Annotated in this window: 19 protein-coding genes and 1 pseudogene; 10 read left to right on the forward strand and 10 right to left on the reverse strand. The window is 70.5% G+C overall.

Annotated features, from left to right (window positions below; translation table 11 throughout):
* Positions 1-30 precede the first annotated feature (30 nt).
* From dacB to FN821_RS08240, 10 genes are all read left to right on the forward strand, one after another.
* Positions 31-1,506, forward strand: a complete 1,476-nt coding sequence (dacB, locus tag FN821_RS08195; RefSeq protein WP_131172120.1) for a D-alanyl-D-alanine carboxypeptidase/D-alanyl-D-alanine endopeptidase — start codon at positions 31-33, stop codon at positions 1,504-1,506.
* Between the two features lie 220 nt (positions 1,507-1,726).
* Positions 1,727-2,884: a butyrate kinase gene (buk, locus tag FN821_RS08200; RefSeq protein ID WP_131172121.1), complete on the forward strand. Its 1,158-nt coding sequence runs from the start codon at positions 1,727-1,729 to the stop codon at positions 2,882-2,884.
* The gene (locus tag FN821_RS08205) at positions 2,881-3,789 is read left to right on the forward strand and encodes a bifunctional enoyl-CoA hydratase/phosphate acetyltransferase (protein WP_131172122.1); all 909 of its coding nucleotides are present in this window, start codon (positions 2,881-2,883) and stop codon (positions 3,787-3,789) included. The genes buk (FN821_RS08200) and FN821_RS08205 overlap by 4 nt, the downstream gene beginning before the upstream one ends.
* On the forward strand, positions 3,786-4,979 hold the full coding sequence (buk, locus tag FN821_RS08210; RefSeq protein WP_131172123.1) for a butyrate kinase: 1,194 nt from the start codon (positions 3,786-3,788) through the stop codon (positions 4,977-4,979). The genes FN821_RS08205 and buk (FN821_RS08210) overlap by 4 nt, the downstream gene beginning before the upstream one ends.
* Positions 4,976-5,704 (forward strand): tyrosine-protein kinase family protein, encoded by a 729-nt coding sequence (locus FN821_RS08215; RefSeq protein WP_131172124.1) that lies wholly within the window; start codon positions 4,976-4,978, stop codon positions 5,702-5,704. The genes buk (FN821_RS08210) and FN821_RS08215 overlap by 4 nt, the downstream gene beginning before the upstream one ends.
* A 5-nt stretch (positions 5,705-5,709) precedes the next feature.
* Positions 5,710-5,967: a 4Fe-4S dicluster domain-containing protein gene (locus FN821_RS08220; protein WP_131172125.1), complete on the forward strand. Its 258-nt coding sequence runs from the start codon at positions 5,710-5,712 to the stop codon at positions 5,965-5,967.
* 2 nt (positions 5,968-5,969) lie between these two features.
* Positions 5,970-7,082: a 3-methyl-2-oxobutanoate dehydrogenase subunit VorB gene (locus FN821_RS08225; RefSeq protein ID WP_131172126.1), complete on the forward strand. Its 1,113-nt coding sequence runs from the start codon at positions 5,970-5,972 to the stop codon at positions 7,080-7,082.
* Positions 7,079-7,930 carry a thiamine pyrophosphate-dependent enzyme gene (locus tag FN821_RS08230; protein WP_131172127.1) on the forward strand — a complete coding sequence of 284 codons (852 nt, stop codon included), beginning with the start codon at positions 7,079-7,081 and terminating at the stop codon, positions 7,928-7,930. The genes FN821_RS08225 and FN821_RS08230 overlap by 4 nt, the downstream gene beginning before the upstream one ends.
* Positions 7,923-8,486, forward strand: coding sequence for a 2-oxoacid:ferredoxin oxidoreductase subunit gamma family protein (locus FN821_RS08235; protein ID WP_131172128.1), 564 nt, complete (start codon positions 7,923-7,925; stop codon positions 8,484-8,486). Before FN821_RS08230 ends, FN821_RS08235 begins: the two co-directional genes overlap by 8 nt.
* Positions 8,487-8,749: 263 nt before the next feature.
* Positions 8,750-9,547: an IclR family transcriptional regulator gene (locus tag FN821_RS08240; RefSeq protein WP_206662052.1), complete on the forward strand. Its 798-nt coding sequence runs from the start codon at positions 8,750-8,752 to the stop codon at positions 9,545-9,547.
* A 153-nt stretch (positions 9,548-9,700) separates the two neighbouring features.
* Here the strand turns inward: FN821_RS08240 and hutH are convergent, their stop codons facing one another.
* The 10 genes and pseudogenes from hutH to FN821_RS08290 all read right to left on the reverse strand — a co-directional run bounded on the left by hutH (position 9,701) and on the right by FN821_RS08290 (position 17,165).
* A complete protein-coding gene (hutH, locus tag FN821_RS08245; RefSeq protein WP_131172189.1) occupies positions 9,701-11,239 on the reverse strand; it encodes a histidine ammonia-lyase in 1,539 nt (512 codons plus the stop codon).
* Between the two features lie 267 nt (positions 11,240-11,506).
* Positions 11,507-12,079, reverse strand: coding sequence for a TetR family transcriptional regulator C-terminal domain-containing protein (locus FN821_RS08250; protein ID WP_131172130.1), 573 nt, complete (start codon positions 12,077-12,079; stop codon positions 11,507-11,509).
* A 4-nt stretch (positions 12,080-12,083) separates the two neighbouring features.
* Positions 12,084-12,377: a hypothetical protein gene (locus tag FN821_RS08255; protein ID WP_131172131.1), complete on the reverse strand. Its 294-nt coding sequence runs from the start codon at positions 12,375-12,377 to the stop codon at positions 12,084-12,086.
* A gap of 138 nt (positions 12,378-12,515) precedes the next feature.
* Positions 12,516-13,358 (reverse strand): metallophosphoesterase, encoded by an 843-nt coding sequence (locus FN821_RS08260; RefSeq protein ID WP_131172132.1) that lies wholly within the window; start codon positions 13,356-13,358, stop codon positions 12,516-12,518.
* An 82-nt stretch (positions 13,359-13,440) separates the two neighbouring features.
* The gene (locus FN821_RS08265; RefSeq protein ID WP_131172133.1) at positions 13,441-13,761 is read right to left on the reverse strand and encodes a hypothetical protein; all 321 of its coding nucleotides are present in this window, start codon (positions 13,759-13,761) and stop codon (positions 13,441-13,443) included.
* Between the two features lie 4 nt (positions 13,762-13,765).
* A pseudogene (locus FN821_RS08270) lies at positions 13,766-14,050 on the reverse strand (AarF/UbiB family protein); the annotation flags it as partial.
* A gap of 84 nt (positions 14,051-14,134) precedes the next feature.
* Positions 14,135-15,595 (reverse strand): sensor histidine kinase, encoded by a 1,461-nt coding sequence (locus FN821_RS08275; RefSeq protein ID WP_131172135.1) that lies wholly within the window; start codon positions 15,593-15,595, stop codon positions 14,135-14,137.
* Positions 15,592-16,302, reverse strand: coding sequence for a response regulator transcription factor (locus tag FN821_RS08280; RefSeq protein WP_131172136.1), 711 nt, complete (start codon positions 16,300-16,302; stop codon positions 15,592-15,594). The genes FN821_RS08275 and FN821_RS08280 overlap by 4 nt, the downstream gene beginning before the upstream one ends.
* A gap of 9 nt (positions 16,303-16,311) precedes the next feature.
* Entirely contained in the window at positions 16,312-16,776 is a 465-nt protein-coding gene (locus FN821_RS08285) for a low molecular weight protein-tyrosine-phosphatase (protein WP_131172137.1), read from the reverse strand.
* Complete coding sequence (locus FN821_RS08290) at positions 16,773-17,165, reverse strand: phage holin family protein (RefSeq protein WP_131172138.1); 393 nt, start codon at positions 17,163-17,165, stop codon at positions 16,773-16,775. Before FN821_RS08290 ends, FN821_RS08285 begins: the two co-directional genes overlap by 4 nt.
* Between the last annotated feature and the right edge of the window lie 183 nt (positions 17,166-17,348).

The raw sequence follows: 17,348 nt of genomic DNA on the forward strand, positions 1-17,348 counted from the left end.
AGCAGCCAACGGGGGAAGAAGGCGCGGAGCATGTCCAGAATCGTGAAGTCATTCGCCGCGTCGCTGCTGGCGGTCGCGCTGGTGCTGACCGGCGGGACGCACGCCCTCGCGGCCTCGCCTGATCCGGCCCTGACAAGCAGGATCGAAGCGCTCATGACCGATCCCGCCGTCACGAACGCCACCGTCGGCGCCGTGGTCGTCGACGCGGACACCGGCGAGGAGATCTACGCACGCAACCCGGACGCGATGCTCGTGCCGGCGTCCAACATGAAGATGCTGACCACCGCGGCCGCCCTCGCCACTCTCGGACCCGACTACCAGGTGCCGACGAAGGTGCTGGCGTCCAAGGCGCCGGCGCGCGGCGTAATCGGCGGCAACCTGTACTTGAAGGGCTTCGGCGATCCGACCCTGACCGAGGCCGACCTGATCGGCCTGGCCGGGCAGCTGCGGGCGTCCGGGGTGAAGAAGATCACGGGCACGCTCGTCGCGGACGCCTCCTTCTTCGACGACAGCCGCTACAACGCCGGCTGGCCCGCCCGGATCTTCGAGCAGTCGGACGCCGCCCAGGTCGCCGCCCTGACCGTGACCTCCAACGCCGACGGCGCCGCGGGCACGACGATCGTGACGGCGTCCGGCAAGCGCGTGGGATCGAGGGCGACGATCACGCTGTCTCCGGCCCCGGCGTCCGGCTACGTGACGATCGTCAACAAGACCACCACCGGACGCGCCGGCACCGGCACGTCGATCAGCGTGCACCGCTCGGCGTCCGGCACGATCACCGTCAGCGGACGCGTCGCCGTTCGTAGCTCGGCGTCCCAGCTGATCACCGTCAACTCCCCGGCGCTGTACGCCGCCGCGATCTTCCGCAAGGCGCTGGCGGCCAACGGCATCAAGGTCGTGGGCAAGACGACGACCGGCGCGGCGCCCGCGGGGGCTCCCGTCCTGCAGACGCACTACTCGTGCGCGATGAGCTGCGTGATCTACAAGCTGATGAAGTTCTCGAACAACACCCAGGCCGAGCAGGTCATGAAGATGGTCGGGGCGACCTCCGGCGGGCAAGGGACGTGGGCGAGCGGCGCGGCGGTCACGAAGGCGGTGCTCGCCAAAGCTGGCATTGGTGCGGGTGAGCTGACGATCGGTGACGGGTCGGGGCAGTCCTACGCCGACCGGATCACCCCGCGGGCGCTGATGAAGCTCCTGCTGTGGGCGCGCGGCCAGTCCTGGTACGGCGCCTGGTACAACGCGCTTCCGGTCGCCGGCCACCCGGACAAACTCGTCGGCGGCACCATCCGCGACCGCTTCCTCGGCACCCCGGCCGCCTACAACCTGCGCGCCAAGACCGGCACCCTGTCGGACTCCTTCCGCGTCACCGCGCTGTCGGGCTACGTCACCGGACGCGACGGGCGCCACTACGCCTTCGTGGGCATCAGCAACTACTCAGGCGCCTCGCCGAGGTCGGTGGTCGACAGCATGGGCGTCCTGCTGGCGGGCTGGACGAAGCCCTAGCGGACCCCAGGCGCCCCTCACGGTCCTAGCGGCAGCGGACTTGCCAAAGTGAAGAGGAAGTCTCGCCTCAAGCTCCCGCGGCCCTAACAGTTCTCGCGCTTGGGTCGAATCGCCGTACTAACGTGGGCGCAGGACGACCGGCTGACACGGAAGTCAGCGCCCGGACGCCGCACCACCAACGCGGCGCTCGGCCCGGCGTCCACAACATCGCACGACGATGATGACGAACGCGACAGGCCCAGAGACCCTGGCCACGACCGAACGCCGCTCGCCAGCAGGCGCTGCTGGACCCGAGCGGGCCGTCGCGCACACCATCCTCGCCATCGATCCCGGCTCGACCTCGACCAAGATCGCCCTCTTCTCCGGACGCGATCAGCTCGCGTCCATGACACTTCGCCACGCGTCGGCGGAGTCGGCCACCTTCGACGGACGCCTCGCCGCGATCGTCGACTGGCTCGCGTCCCAGCCCGGTCACACGCTGGACGCCGTCGTCGGACGCGGCGGGCTGCTGCGGGCGATCCCGTCCGGCACGTACGCCGTCTGTGACACCATGCTCGCCGATCTGCGCGCTGGCGTCCGGGGTGACCACGCGTCCAACCTGGGCGGCCAACTGGCGCGGGCGCTGGCCGACCCGCGAGGCGTCCAGGCCCTGATCGTCGACCCCGTGGCGACCGACGAGTTCGCGCCCGTCGCACGGGTCGCGGGCCTCGCGGACCTGGAGCGCATCTCCCTCGTCCACGCCCTCAACGTGCGGGCGGTCGCGCGCCGCGACTGCGCGGCCCGCGGCGTCCGGCTGGACGACGCCCATCTCGTGGTCGCCCACCTCGGCGGCGGCATCTCGATCGTCGCCATCCAGGCCGGACGCATGGTCGACGCCAACAACGCCAACGAAGAGGGACCCTTCTCTCCCGAGCGCACCGGCAGCCTGCCGTGCGGCCAGTTGGCGGAGTTGATCCACTCCGGACGCCTGCCGAACTGGGCGTCCGCCAAAACGTTCTTGCACCGCGAGGGCGGCGTCAGCGCCTACCTGGGCACCAACGACCTGGTCGAGGTCGAGCGCCGGATCGCCGCCGGCGACCAGGCCGCCGCCGAGGTGTTGGACGCCATGGCCTACCAGGTCGCCAAGGCGATCGGCGCGTACGCGACGGTGCTGTCCGGACGCGTCGACGCGATCCTGATCACCGGCGGCGCGGCCCATTCGACGATCCTCACCGAGGCGATCATCGACCGCATCGGCTGGATCGCGCCCGTTCGCGTCCACCCCGGCGAGGACGAACTCACGGCGCTCGCCGAGGGCGCCGGACGCGTCCTGGCCGGCGAGGAAACCCCACGCGACTACGCCTCTTCCATCATTACCACGGATCAGGAGCACGCATGATCACCCATTTCGCCGAGATCCTCGCCCGCGCCGTCCAGCTGCCCAACCGCAAGATCGCGGTGTGCGGCGGCGACAACGCCGAGGCGCTGGAGGCCGTCGAGAAGGCGCGCGCGCTGGGCATCGCGTCCTCGATCTTGGTGGGGGACGAGGCGACGATCCGCACCGAACTGGACGCCCTCGGCATCGACCCCGAGCCCTACGAGATCGTCCACGCCCCCACCCTGCAGGACGCCGCCGTGACGGCCGTCCGGCTGGTCGCCGAGGGTCAGGCCGACATCTTGATGAAGGGCAACATCGACACCAACATCATGTTGCACGCGGTCCTCGACAAGGAGCACGGCCTGCGCCACAACAAGGTGCTGAGCCACGTCGCGCTGTTCGAACTGCACCACTACGACAAGCTGCTCGCGATGACCGACGGTGGCATGAACATCGCCCCGGACGCCGACACGAAGGCCGAGATCATCAAGAACTCGCTCCAGGTGACACGCGCGCTCGGCATCGACATCGCCAAGGTCGCGGTCGTTGCGGCCAAAGAGAAGGTCAACCCGAAGATGCAGGCCACCACAGACGCCGCCGACCTGCGCACCCGCGACATCCCCGGCGCGCTCGTCGACGGACCGTTCGCCATCGACAACGCCATCAACCGCGAGGCCGCCCTGGCCAAGGGCATCACCAGCGAAGTCGCCGGCGACTGCGACGTACTGCTGATGCCGCAGATCGAGTCCGGCAACGCGTTCTACAAGGCGTTGGTCTTCCTCGGCCACGCGTGGGTCGCGGGCATCATCGTGGGCGCGCGGCGTCCGATCGTGTTGACCTCCCGGGTCGATACCGAGCAGGCCAAGCTGTACTCGATCGCCCTCGCCATGCTGGTCTCGGACCGCCTCCAGCAGGACGCCACATGAGTCGAGTCCTGTGCATCAACCCCGGCAGCACGTCGACGAAGATCGCGGTCTTCGACGACGAAGCCGAGGTGTGCGCAGTGACGGTCCGGCACCCCGCCGAGGAGCTGGCCGCCTTCGGACGCGTCGCCCAGCAGGCGTCCTTCCGGCGCGACCTGATTCTGGACGCCCTCGCCCAAGCGGGCTTCGGCCTCGACACCCTGGACGCCGTGGTCGGACGCGGCGGGCTGATCCGTCCGGTCGCGGGCGGGACCTACCTCGTGGACGCCGACCTGCTCGACGAGCTGCGGCACCCCACCGGTGAGCACGCGTCCAACCTGGGCGGCATCTTGGCCGTCGAGTTGGCGGCTGCGGCTCACGCTGCTCCCCGGCCCAACGGACCGGTCCCTGAGCCTGTCGAAGGGGCGCATGGGGCTTCGACAAGCTCTGCCAGCGGAGAAATCACCAGCACAGGACGTGATGGCGGTCAGGTCCAGGCGTTCATCGTGGATCCGGTCGTCGTGGACGAGTTCGAGCCGCTGGCGCGCTACAGCGGGCATCCAGAGATCGAGCGGCGGTCGATCTTCCACGCGTTGAACCAGAAGGCCGTCGCCCGGCATGACGCGTCCGACAAGGGACGACGCTACGAGGATCTCAACCTCATCGTCGCCCACCTCGGCGGCGGCATCTCGGTGGGCGCGCATCGCCGCGGACGCGTCATCGACGTGAACAACGCCCTCGACGGTGACGGACCCTTCGCCCCCGAGCGAGCCGGCGGGCTGCCGACGGCGTCCTGGGCGAAGCTGGTGCTGTCCGGGCGCTACACCCCCGCCGAGACCAGGCGACTGCTGGCCGGGCGCGGCGGGCTCGCGTCCCTGCTCGGCACCAGCGACGCCCGCGAGGCGGAGGCCCGCGCGACGGCCGGCGACGAGCAGGCCCGCCTGGCCCTCGACGCCATGGCCTACCAGGTCGCCAAGGAGATCGGGTCCGCCGCGGCGGTGCTCGCCGGTGACGTGGACGCCATCGTCCTCACCGGCGGGCTCGCCCACGACCACGCCTTCGTCGCCGCCATCACGGCCTGCGTCTCCTTCATCGCCGACGTTGTCACCTACCCCGGCGAGGACGAGATGCCCGCCCTGCGCGACGGAGCCCTCCGGGTGCTGCGCGGTATCGAACCCGCCAAGCTCTTCGCGGACGAGGTGCTACTCCGATGAACGCGTCCCGCTTCTCCACGATCGGCTCCCTGACGGGTCAGACGCCGAGCGGGGCCGAGCCGGTCCGGATCATCTGCGGCCACTACGGCAGCGGCAAGACCGAGTTCGCCGTGAACCTCGCCCTCCGCGAGGCGCACGCCGGACATCGCGTCGCCCTCGCCGACCTCGACATCGTCAACCCCTACTTCCGTTCGCGCGAGCGCGCCGACCTCCTGGAGGCGTCCGGCATCCGGGTGATCAGCTCGAGCCTCGGCCACATCACCACGCTCGAGATCCCGGCGATCTCGGCCGAGATCCGCGGACCCCTCGCCGAGCCCGACACCCAGGTCATCCTCGACATGGGCGGCGACTCGACCGGCGCCAAGATCCTGGCCCAGTTCTACGCGGACGTCCACCGCCGCGAGTCCGAGCTGCTGCTGGTCGTGAACGCGTACCGCCCAGAGACCACCACGCTCGAGGGCGTCCTGGGCCACCTCGAACAGATCGAGTTCACCACGCGGCTCACCGTGACCGGCCTGGTGTCGGCCACCCACCTGCTCCGGGACACCACGGTCGACGACGTCCGCGTCGGCCTGGAACTCTGCCGGGAGGTCAGCCGCGCGTGCGGCGTCCGACTGGCCTTTGTCGCCGCGATACCGGACGCCCTCGCGGCACTTGACCCCGGCGAGGCCGGGGACGCGGAACTGCTCCCGGTGGGGATGCACCTACGAGATGAATGGATGTGAGGCAGATGGCCAAGGGTTCTGCGGCTTTCGAGGGTGAGCTCTGCAAGGGCTGCGGCTTGTGCGTCAACGCCTGCCCGCAGCATGCCCTCGAGATGGACCAGACGGTGATCAACCGCAAGGGCTACCATCCGGCGCATTTCATCGCCGGACGCGAGCACGAGTGCATCGGCTGCGCGATGTGCGCGGTCATGTGCCCGGACCAGGGGATCGAGGTCGAGAAGTTCGACCGCGTGACCCCATCGGACGCCGAGGCGAAGGGCTAGCCATGACGAAGATCCTGATGAAGGGCAACGAGGCCATCGGCGCCGCCGCGATCGCCGCAGGGTGCCGGTACTTCTTCGGCTACCCGATCACGCCGCAGAGCGAGCTGCCCGAGTACATGAGCCGCCACCTGCCGGGCGCGGGCGGGGTGTTCGTGCAGTCGGAGAGCGAGGTGTCCGCGATCAACATGTGTTACGGCGCCTCGGGCGCGGGCGCGCGGGTGATGACGGGATCGTCCTCGCCGGGCATCGCGCTGAAGCAGGAGGGCATCTCCTACCTTGCCGGCGCCGAGTTGCCGTGCGTCATCGTGAACATCGTCCGCGGCGGCCCGGGGCTCGGCGGCATCCAGCCGGCGCAGAGCGACTACAACCAGGCCACGCGTGGCGGCGGCGACGGCGACTACAAGCTGCTCGTCTACGCCCCCTCGACCGTGCAAGAGATGGTCGACCTGGTGGGCGAGGCCTTCGACAAGGCCGACCTCTACCGCAACCCCGTGATGATCGTCGGCGACGGCATGCTCGGCCAGATGATGGAGCCCGTCGAGATCGGACGGACGCCCGCGGCGTCCCCGATCGAGAAGCCTTGGGCGACGACGGGCGTGGCGACCCATCCCGGACGCCGCAACATCATCAACTCGCTGTTCCTCAAGCCCGAGGAGCTCGAAGCCCACGTCAAGCACCTGTTCGACAAGTACGAGGCGATGAGGGCCAACGAGGTCCGCGTGGAGGAGCTGGGCGTCGAGGGCGCCGACCTGGTGCTCGTGGCCTACGGTACAACCGCCCGCATCGCGAAGTCGGCGATCGCGCACCTGGCCGACGAGGGCATCAAGGTGGGGCTGATCAGGCCGATCACGCTCTTCCCGTTCCCGATGGGGTCGTTCGCCACGCTGCCGGAGCGCGTCAAGGACCTGCTCGTCGTCGAGATGAGCATGGGCCAGATGATCGACGACGTCCGCATCGCGAACGAGGGACGCCGTCGCATCCACTTCGTCGGACGCACCGGCGGCATGATTCCGACCCCGGCGCTCATCGTGGACGCCGTGAAGTCCATCCTGGACGGCCAGCCGGGCGATGCGCCCCTCAACGCCGTCGGACCCCAGAAGGGAGACAGGCGATGACCACCGCCTTCAAGCGCACCCTCGGCCTCACCACCCACGAGACGCACTACTGCCCCGGCTGCACGCACGGGATCGTCCACCGGCTCGTCGGCGAGGTGCTCGAAGAGCTCGGCGTCATCGACATCTCTGTCGCCGTGGTGCCGGTCGGCTGCTCGACGCTCGCGTACGACTACTTCAACTGTGACGTGAGCCAGTCGTCTCACGGACGGGCGCCCGCGGTGGCCACCGGCATCAAGCGGGTGCTGCCCGACAACGTCGTGTTCACCTACCAGGGCGACGGCGACCTCGCGTCCATCGGGACGGCCGAGATCGTGCACGCGGCGCACCGGTCCGAGAACATCACGGTGATCTTCGCCAACAACGCCATCTACGGCATGACGGGCGGCCAGATGGCCCCCACGACGCTGATCGGCCAGAAGACCACGACGTCGCCGTACGGGCGCGATCCGTACGCGGCCGGCTACCCGCTGCGGGTCTCGGAGATGCTGGCGCAGATCCCGGGGGCGTCCTTCGTCGAGCGGGTGGCGTCCGACACGCCGCCGCACGTGAAGGCGGCGAAGAAGGCCATCAAGCGGGCCTTCGAGGTGCAGCTGGCCGGCGAGGGGTTCTCGATCGTCGAGGTGCTCACCACCTGCCCGACGAACTGGGGCATCGACCCCGTCGAGGCGCTCACCTGGCTCAAGGAAAACATGATCCCGTACTACCCGCTGGGCAACCTGCGGGACCCGAAGAAGGAAGCCGCCGCGCTCGCCGGCATCGCCCGCCGCGAGCCGACGCCGATGGCCCAACAGCCGATCCCTGAGCAAGGACGCGCAGCGTCCGCGTCGAAGGAGAGCGACCATGCATAACGAGCGCATCATCCTGGCCGGGTTCGGCGGTCAGGGGATCATGACGATGGGCCAGCTCCTCGCCCAGGCGGCCCTCGACGAGGGACGCCAGACCTCCTGGCTGCCCAGCTACGGACCCGAGATGCGCGGCGGCACTGCCAACTGCGACGTCATCGTGGACGACGCCCCAGTGGCGTCCCCGATCATCCACGGGGACGCGACGAGCGTCATCATCATGAACCTGCCGTCGATGAAGTTCGTCGAGGACCTGATCCCCGGCGGCGCTGCGCTGATCAACTCGTCGCTCATCGACGACCGCGTCGACCGCGACGACGTCCGCGCGTTCTACGTGCCGGCGAACGAGCTGGCCGATCGGGCGGGCAACCTCAAGACGACCAACATGGTCATGCTGGGCGCGTTCTGCGAGATGACCAGCTGCGTGGACGCCGAGAGTGTCCTGCACGCCATGCAGGCCAAGCTCGGGGAGAAGAAGGCCCACCTGATGACCGTGAACCGCGCGGCCTTCGCCGCGGGCGCGGACGCGGTGCGCGAGCAGCTGGCCTTGTCGCCGTCGTAACGGACCCCTGATCACGCCACGTGCGGACCGGCGCCAGCGGCGTCCGGGGGGTTAAAAGTGGCGGTCCGATCGGTGCTGAGTTCCGATCGGACCGCGGGGCTCGGAGAACCAGTCCGAACCGCATGACGCACAGGGACGCGTCTGACGTGAAAGCTGGTCGGTGGCTTCGCGGGCCACCCCTGCCCAGGCGGCCGCCGGGATTGTTCGATGCAATTACCCAACTCTTGATCAGGGGCTGCCACCGCAGACGCTACGGTGCGGGAGTGGCGACGGAGTCAAGCACCTCCCCGGCGGTGGGCCGGGCGCTCGACATCCTCACGTACCTGGCGCACCGCACCGGGACGGTCGAGGCGTCCTCCATCGCGCGCGATCTGGGGCTGCCGCGTTCGTCGACCTATCACATCCTCACGGTGCTGGCGGCGCGCGGTTTCGTCGTCTACGTGCCGGAGGCGCGCGGCTACGCGCTGGGCGCCGCCGCGCATCATTTGGGCAACCCCTACGACGCCCACGATCAGCTCGAGCGGCTGGCGCGTCCGGTGATGCAGGGCCTCGCTGAGCGCCTCGAGATCGTCGTGCATCTCGGCGTCCTGCGCGGCAATCACACGCTGTACTTGCGCAAGGAGCATCCGTCCCGCGACCCCGAACTGGAGCCCGCGCTGATCACGGCGGTCGGCGTCCTGCTGCCCGCGCACCTCACCGCCAACGGACGCGCGATGCTCGCCCACCTCGGGTCCGCCAACCTGGACGCGTTGTATGCGCGGCCGTCCGACTTCGTCACCCGCACCGGACGCGGCCCCCGCTCGCTGCCGGAGCTGGCGTCCGAGCTGGCGGTCGAGCGCCAGCGCGGCTGGTCGGAGGAAGTCGGGCTCGTCACCCCCGGCCTGCGCTCGGCCGGCGCTGCGGTGTTCGACCTGCACGGTCTGCCCGTGGCCGCGTTGAGCTGCACGTGGCGGTCGCGTGTGGCCCTGCGCACCTCGGACGCCGTCGTCGCGGCGCTGCGTGCGGGGGCGTCCGAGTTGACGCGCCGGATGCAGGGCCGCGAGCCAGGGCGTCCGGCATGAGCCAGGCGCCGGTGGGAGCCGGACGGCACGGACCTGCGGACCTGGTCGCTGACGCTGGACGCCTCGGAGTCGGCCGAGTCGCTCTACGAGCGGTGGGACGCCGCGGTCGCCCGGTCTCGGGCGCTAACCCTCTCAGGCTTCCGGGCCCGAGGCCTACGCCAGCGGACCCGTGACCCTCTCGGCGGCCGCTACGAGGCGTCCGGACTTCACGAACTCGACCGTCGCCTCGATCTCGGGCGACAGGAACCGGTCCGGTCCCGGGCCGGCCACGCCCTCGCGCAGGGCCGCGACGACGGCGGCCGTCGCGGGGGCGGACCCGAGCCCGCGCAGGTCGATCGACCGGGCCGCGCTCAGGGCCTCGCACGCCAACACCCGAGCGAGGCCGTCCAGCGAGCGGCGCAGCTTGCGTCCGGCGTGCCAGCCGAGGGAGACGTGGTCCTCCTGCATCGCCGAGCTCGGGATCGAGTCGACGGACGCCGGCGCGGCCAGCCGCTTCAGCTCGGCGACGATGCCGGCCTGGGTGTACTGCAGGATCATGTGTCCGGAGTCCACGCCGGGGTCGTCGGCGAGGAACGGGGGCAGCCCGTTGGACCGCTTCACGTCGAGCATCCGGTCGGTGCGGCGCTCCGAGATGGACGCCAGGTCCGCGGCGGCGATGGCGAGGAAGTCGAGCACGTACCCGACCGGCGCGCCATGGAAGTTGCCGTTCGACTCGACCCGCCCGTCTGGCGTGACGACCGGGTTGTCGATCGCCGAGGCCAGCTCGTGGCCGGCGATTCGGCGGGCGTGATCGAGCGTGTCGCGTCCGGCGCCTGCGACCTGCGGGGCGCACCGCAGCGAGTAGGCGTCCTGGACGATGGGGCAGTGCGGGTCGTCGCGGTGCGAGGCCACGATCGGCGAATCGGCCAGCGCGAGCCGCATGTTGGCCGCCGCCGCCTGCTGCCCGGGCTGCGGACGCATCCCGACCAGGTCGGGGGCCAGCACGTGGTCGGTGCCCAGCAGCGCCTCGACCGACATGGCCGCGACAACGTCGGACGCCGTGAGCAGGCGTCCGAAGTCGTGGCAGGCCAGGACGAGCATCCCGAGCATGCCGTCGGTGCCGTTGATGAGGGCGAGTCCCTCCTTCTCGGCGAGGGTCAGCGGATCGATGCCCGCCGCGGCCAGCGCCTCGCCGGCCGGACGGACCGCTCCCGAGGCGTCCCGGACCTCCCCCTCGCCCAGCAGGGCCAACGCGCAATGCGCGAGCGGCGCGAGGTCGCCCGAGCACCCCAGCGAGCCGTACTCACGCACGATCGGCGTGATGCCGGCGTTGAGCGCGGCGGCGTAGGTTTGAACGACGATCGGCCGGACGCCAGTCCGCGCGGTGCACAGCGTCGACAGCCGCAGCAGCATCAGCGCCCGGACCACCTCCCGCTCGACCTCCGGCCCCGACCCCGCCGCGTGCGACCGGATCAGCGACAGCTGCAACTGCGCACGCCGCTCGACCGGGATGTGCTTGGTCGCCAACGCCCCGAATCCGGTCGACACCCCGTACACCGGACGCTCCGCCGCAGCCAGCGCCTCGACGTGCCGCCGGGTCGCGCCGACGGCGTCCAGGCACTCGTCCGTGACCTCGACCCGGACGCCGTCGCGGGCGACCGCGACGACCTCAGCTGGGGTGAGGGGACCGATTCCGAGGCGCACGACGTCCATGGTGGTCACTGTGTCGTCCGGACGCCGCGGGCGCGAGTCGGCGTCCGGGGCATCTCGGATCACAGACTGGTGGGCCTGGGTGGGGCGGCCTTCACCGGGGGTCGTGGGGGTCATGGGCCGGGTTGTCGCACTAGCCGAAGATCACCCACGGGTTCGCTGACGCGCTCTGGAGGCGACCGACGCGGTTTGAGAGCCCGCCGCTGCGAACCCACCCAGCAGCCTCCAAACCGCGTCCGTCTAACCGCCGACCCGAGGCAGCCGGATGAATCACCTCAGCAGCTTCGCCACCGCGAGAGCCACGTCGGCACGGACGGCGCCCTCGGGGCGAGGCGCGTACAGCAGTTGGCTGGCCAGGCCCTGGGCCAGCGCCAGCCAGAGCCGCGCGACGGCGTCCGGATCAACCGTGCTCGGCACCTCCCCCTCGCCGATCGAGCGACGGACGAGCAGCGCGAGTTGGCTTGTCAGTTCGTGGTCGCTCGCGGCGATGGCGGCGCCGATCGCGGGGTCGTAAGCGGCCAGCTCCGAGAAGGCGTTCGCCTGCAGTTGGGAGTCGCGGCGGACGGCGTCCAGGGGCAGGACGGACAGGAGCAACTCGGTCAGCCAGCCGTGGAGGGTGGGGCGTCCGGGCTCGCCGAGGGCGGCGGACGCCGCCGTGGCGCGGAGGCGGGAGACCATGGCGGCGAGCATCACGTTCTTGGAGGGGAACGCCTTCTGGACCGCGCCCACCGACAACCCGGCCTCGGCGGCGACTGTTCGGAAGGTAACGCCCGCGAGACCGTCCCGGGCCAGCAACGCTAAAGCGACGTCGGCGAGCCCGGTTTGGCGCGGGGTCAGGTCCATGGGCTCAGACTGCCAGACCCCGGAGAGTGGTCGCTTCGGGCAAGCGCCGCCACAGGACCACCGCGTACCAGCCCAGCACCGCGCACTCGAGCGCCAGGCCGGCCAACGAGGCGGAGTCGAGCGCGTCGCCCCCGAGGTAGGACGTGAAGTCGTAGGCGATGTGCCAGGCGATTCCGACCCAAAGGGTGAGAAGCACGATGAGCGGGATCACGGCCAGCGGCAGCGCCCACCAGACGGCGCGCAGAGCCCGGGGGCGCCGGAATCCGTAGTGGGCGAGCGGCCGTCGGCTGGCGAGCACCAAGCAGCGCTGGCGTTGTGCTGTTGGGCTGGTGCATCGCTATCTCCTGCGCGGACACCAGGGGAATACGAGCGTATTCCCAGAATACGCAAGTATTCGCATGGGCGCTCTGGTGGGTGGGGCTCTGCGAAGTGCGTGTCAGGCCCGGAGGAGAGTGTGCACCGCCACCTCGGGAGGGCAGTTGATCCGGATCGGGACGATCGCGTGACCGACGCCGGGGCAGACGTAGAGGCGGCGTCCGCCGTCGATCTCGAACTCGCCGGACGCGTACCAGCGGTTCACGATCGGCAGCATCGGCGGCGGCCCGATCGGCGGACGCACCTGGCCGCCGTGCGTGTGGCCCGACAGCACCCAGCCCCGGTAGCCGCCCCACCCGCCCAGGTCGATCGCGTCGGGGTTGTGCACCAGCCCGACGGCCGGGGAGTCCGGGTCGATGCCGCGCAGGGTCGTGCGCAGGCTCAACTGCTCGGACCACAGGTCCTCGGTGCCGAAGAACCGCAGCCCGTCCACCTCGATCGACTCGTTGCGCAGGAACCGCATCCGGTCGCTCAGCGCGGCCACCAGCGCATCGGCGTGGGCGAGGTCCTTCCAGTCGCGTCCGTAGTCGTGGTTGCCAAGGATGGCCAGCGTGGCGAGCCGTCCGGCGGGCAGGTGGGCGTAGATGCGCTGCGCGTGCTCGACGATGCCACGCTCGTCGCTGGTCAGGTCGCCGGTGACGACCAGCACGTCGGGGGCCAGCCGAGCGACCGCGTCGAAGGTGCGTAACACGTAGTCATCAGCCACATGCGGCCCCACGTGCACATCGGTCAGCTGGACGATCGTCCGGCCGACCCACGCGTCCGGCAGGTTCTCGACGGGCAGCGGACGCCGCACGAGCCGCAGGCCGTGCAGCTCGACCAGCGAGCCGTACGCCGCCCCGCCGCCAAGCCCGAGCGCCGCCACCCCGCCGGACAGCTGCAGCAGTCGGCGGCGGGTGAGCATGTCAGCGAGAGTACGTCGATCGGACGCTGCGGGCGTCGGCCCGCGGTCGGTCGGGTGGCCGACCGGAGTCGCAGCGCAGGGACTACAGCATCGTCCGGATGAGCGCGTCGGCGTCCGCCTTGGTCAGCTTCGGCTGTGCCTTGATCAGGATGCCGGCCGCGTACGACGGGTCGGCGTCGGCGTCCACCCCGGCCTCGTGCAGGACGCCGTACGCCCAGGTCCGCGCCCGCGGACCCGGGAACGGGACGCCGGGGGCGTCCCCGAACAGCTCGCCGTTGCCGCCGAGGGTGAGGGCGAGGAACTCCTCGGCCGTGTCGGGGATCTTCGCCGCCGGACGCCGTTGCTGCAGCATCACGGACGCGGCGACGCCCGCTACGGCGATCGCGATCAGCAGCCACTCCATACGCTCAGTGTGCCGCGGACTGGGGAGGCCACGCGGGCGTGTTCGCGTCCACCCAGTCGGCGAGCTGCGACAGCGACTCGAGGTCGGCCCGGACCACCTCGCGCGCATCCGGACGCAGCACCTTCACGACCACGTCCTTGCCCGTCCGGGTCGTCGCCCGGTGGACCTGCGCGAGGGACGCCGACGCGAGCGGCTTGTCGTCGACCTCGGTGAAGAGCGTCGAGACGGACGCCCCCAACTGGTCGGAGATCGCGGCGCGGATGTCCTCGACCGGGACAGCCTCGACCTTGTCCTGAAGGCGCTCGAGCGCGGCGGTGTACGCCGTCGGGCCTCGACAGGCTCAGCCTTCGGGCTTGGACAGAATCAGCCCGCGTTAATCGACGAACCTCGGGAGGCTGCCGGTGTCCCAGTCGGACGCGTCGGCGTCCGAATCTTCGGGGGGCGTGAGCGATCCGGGGAGCCGAACCTGGAACTCGGCGCCGCCCTCGGGGGCTCGTCCGGCTTTGACCCAGCCGCCGTGCGCCTCGATGGTCTGGGCGACGATCGACAGGCCGAGGCCGGATCCTGGGGCGGTCCTGGCCTGATCGGAGCGGTAGAAGCGCTCGAAGACGTGCGGCAGGTCGGCCTCGGTGATGCCCGGACCCTCATCCGCGACCCGCAGTCGATCGCCGACGAGCGACACGTGAATCGTGCCCTCGGGCGGTGAGAACTTGACCGCGTTGTCGAGCAGGTTGGTGGCGGCGCGCTCGAGGGCGTCCGGCTCGCCGAGCAGGTAGAGCCCGTTCTCGATCGAGACGTCCCAGCCGATGCCGGGCCCGCCGCGGCGCTTCACGCGTGCCAGCGCGCTGTTGAGCACGTCCCGGAAGTCGATGGGCTCCGGGTGCGGCTGGACCTCGTCCTCGCGTGACAGCTGCACCAGGTCGCCGATCAGCGTCGTGAATTCACCAAGCTGGGCGGCCACGTCGCGCAGGATTTCGCCTCGCGCGCCCGGCGGGAGCATGCCCGACTTCTCGTCCGCGACCAGCAGCTCGACGTTGGTGCGCATCGAGGTGAGGGGCGTCCGGAGCTCGTGGCCGGCGTCCGCGATGAGGCGGCGCTGCCGCTCGCGGGACGAGTCCAGGGCCTTGAGCATGCGGTTGAAGGTGCGGCCGAGGTCGGCGACCTCGTCGTTGCCGTCCACCGGCACCGGGACCAGCCGGTTCGTCGCCGTCACCTGCGCGACCGCGACGCCGAGCTGACGCAGCGGGTCGATGGACGCCCGCGCGATGACGTATCCGACGGCCGCCGCCGCGACGATCGCGAGTGCGCCGACCAGCAACAGCGAGAGCAGCAGGCTGTTCATGACCGCGATCGTCGACCCCAGCGGACGCGCCAGCACCAGCGCGTACTGATAGTGCGACTTGGTGTCGACCAGCGGCACGGCGACGATCCGGTAGGGGACGCCGGTCTTCGAGTAGCCCGTCCGCGTGGACGATCCCTCGCCCGTCATCGCGATCGCGCGCTCGGCAGGCGTCACGAAGCTGGGCTTGCCGGGCAGCTGGAACAGCCGGTTGTCGGCGCGCAGCACCTCGAGGTTGACGTTTGCCGCCTGCAACGCGGACTCGTTGATGCCGCCCATCGTCTCGATGTCGTCGTGCAACATCTCGGCCGTGATGTTGCCGACCTGGGTCAGCTCGGCATCGAGTTGGGAATTCACCGCGGTGAGGGTGATCAGGTAGGCGGCTGCGCCCGTGACGGCAACGGAACAGAAGACGGCGACGGCGATGAGCAACGCCAGCCGGTCCTGCAGCCCGCGTCGGTGATCCGACAGGCGGGCGCGCAGCCGTCCGATCACGGCGCGGTTTCGCGCAGCACGTAGCCGATCCCTCGCACGGTGTGGAGCAGGCGAGTCTCGTCCGGCCCCTCGGTCTTGCGGCGCAGGTAGCCGATGTACACCTCGAGCGAGTTCGCGGTCGTCGGGAAGTCGAAGCCCCACACCTCGTTGAGCAGCCAGCCGCGTTCGAGGACGCGGCGCGGGTTCTCCAGGAACGTCTGCAGCAGCGCGAACTCGGTCCGCGTGAGCGAGATGCGGCGTCCGTTGCGGGTGACTTCGCGGGTCTGCAGGTCGAGCGTCAGGCCCTCGAACGACAGCACCTGAGCGCCAGCCTGGACGCCGCCGGCCGCCTCCGCGGCCGCCTCGGCCTTGGTGCGCCGGGTCAGAGCGCGCAGGCGCGCGAGCAACTCGTCGAGCGCGAACGGCTTGACCATGTAGTCGTCGGCGCCGGCGTCCAGGCCGTCGACGCGATCGCCCACGGCGTCCCGCGCCGTCAGGATCAGGATCGGCACATCGTTGCCGGACGACCGCAGCATGCGCGTGGTTTCGAGGCCGTCGAGCCGCGGCATCATCACGTCCATGATCACCGCGTCCGGACGCGCCGCCGACAACTGGGCGAGCGCCGCCACGCCATCCGGGGCCGTGACGACCTCGTAGCCGGAGTAGCTGAGCGACCGCGCCAACGAGTCGCGGACCGCCTGGTCGTCGTCGACAACGAGAATGTGCATGCCGCGATGCTACTTCTGCAGTCCGCGGACGCGGGCGATGATGCCCGGCATGGCGGCTTCGATCGAGGCCAGGGTGTCGTTGAAGCCCTCGGCGTCGCCGTACCAGGGGTCGTCGATGCCGGAACCGGGGGCCGCGTCCGGATCGAAGTCCGTGACCAACGCCAGCTGGGACGCCTCCGGTGCGATCGCCCTCATGCGGCTCACATGGATGGGCTCGAAGCCGAGGACGAGGTCGGCGCCCGCGATCTCGGCGGCGGTGATCTTGTGGGCACGGTGGCCGCCGGAATCGAAGCCGTGGCGGTCCAGGACGGCGCGGGCGCGGCGGTCGATGGGGTTGCCGAGCTCCTCGGTGCTGACGGCGGCCGAGGTGATGTCGACGTGGCCCAGACCGGCCTCGGCGAAGCGCTTGCGGGCCACCCGCTCGCCCATCGGCGAGCGGCAGATGTTGCCCCAGCAGACGAAGATGACCTTCATCGGTGGACCTCGCCACGGCGTCCGAACAGGGCGTTGACCAGGAACGACACGGTCGCCACGACCAAAGCCCCGAGGAGCGCGGCCAGGATGCCGTCCACGCGCCAGGGGATGTGGGCCTGGGTGCAGACCCACGAGGTCAGCAGCAACAGGGCAGCGTTCACGATCAGCAGCGCGATGCCGAGGCCGATCAGCGCGAGGGGTGCGTGGGAGAAGCGGAACAGCGGCTTCACGGCGGCGTTCACGATGCCGAAGATGACGGCGACGCCGATGAGGGCTCCGACGTCGGCGGTCGGGTTCTTGCCGCTGATCGAGATGCCGGGGACGACCAACGTCGCCGCGCCGAGCGCCAGGAACGTCGCGAAGAAGCGAAAGATGAAGCCGCCGATCATGCCGAGCATCCTGTCACGACGGCCAAGAGGGACGTTTTCACCCGGAGACCCGTGGCTGGTGCACCCGCGTGCGCGCGGGTGTGAATGGTGAAGGGTCGCCGGGGCGGCGTCCGTCGTGTTCTGGGTGCTCAAGCGTCCGGATTTCCGGCAGGCTGGGCTGTCACACTGTGCGGCGTCCAGGAG

Source organism: Propioniciclava tarda, from assembly GCF_900182665.1.
Lineage (GTDB): Bacteria > Actinomycetota > Actinomycetes > Propionibacteriales > Propionibacteriaceae > Propioniciclava > Propioniciclava tarda.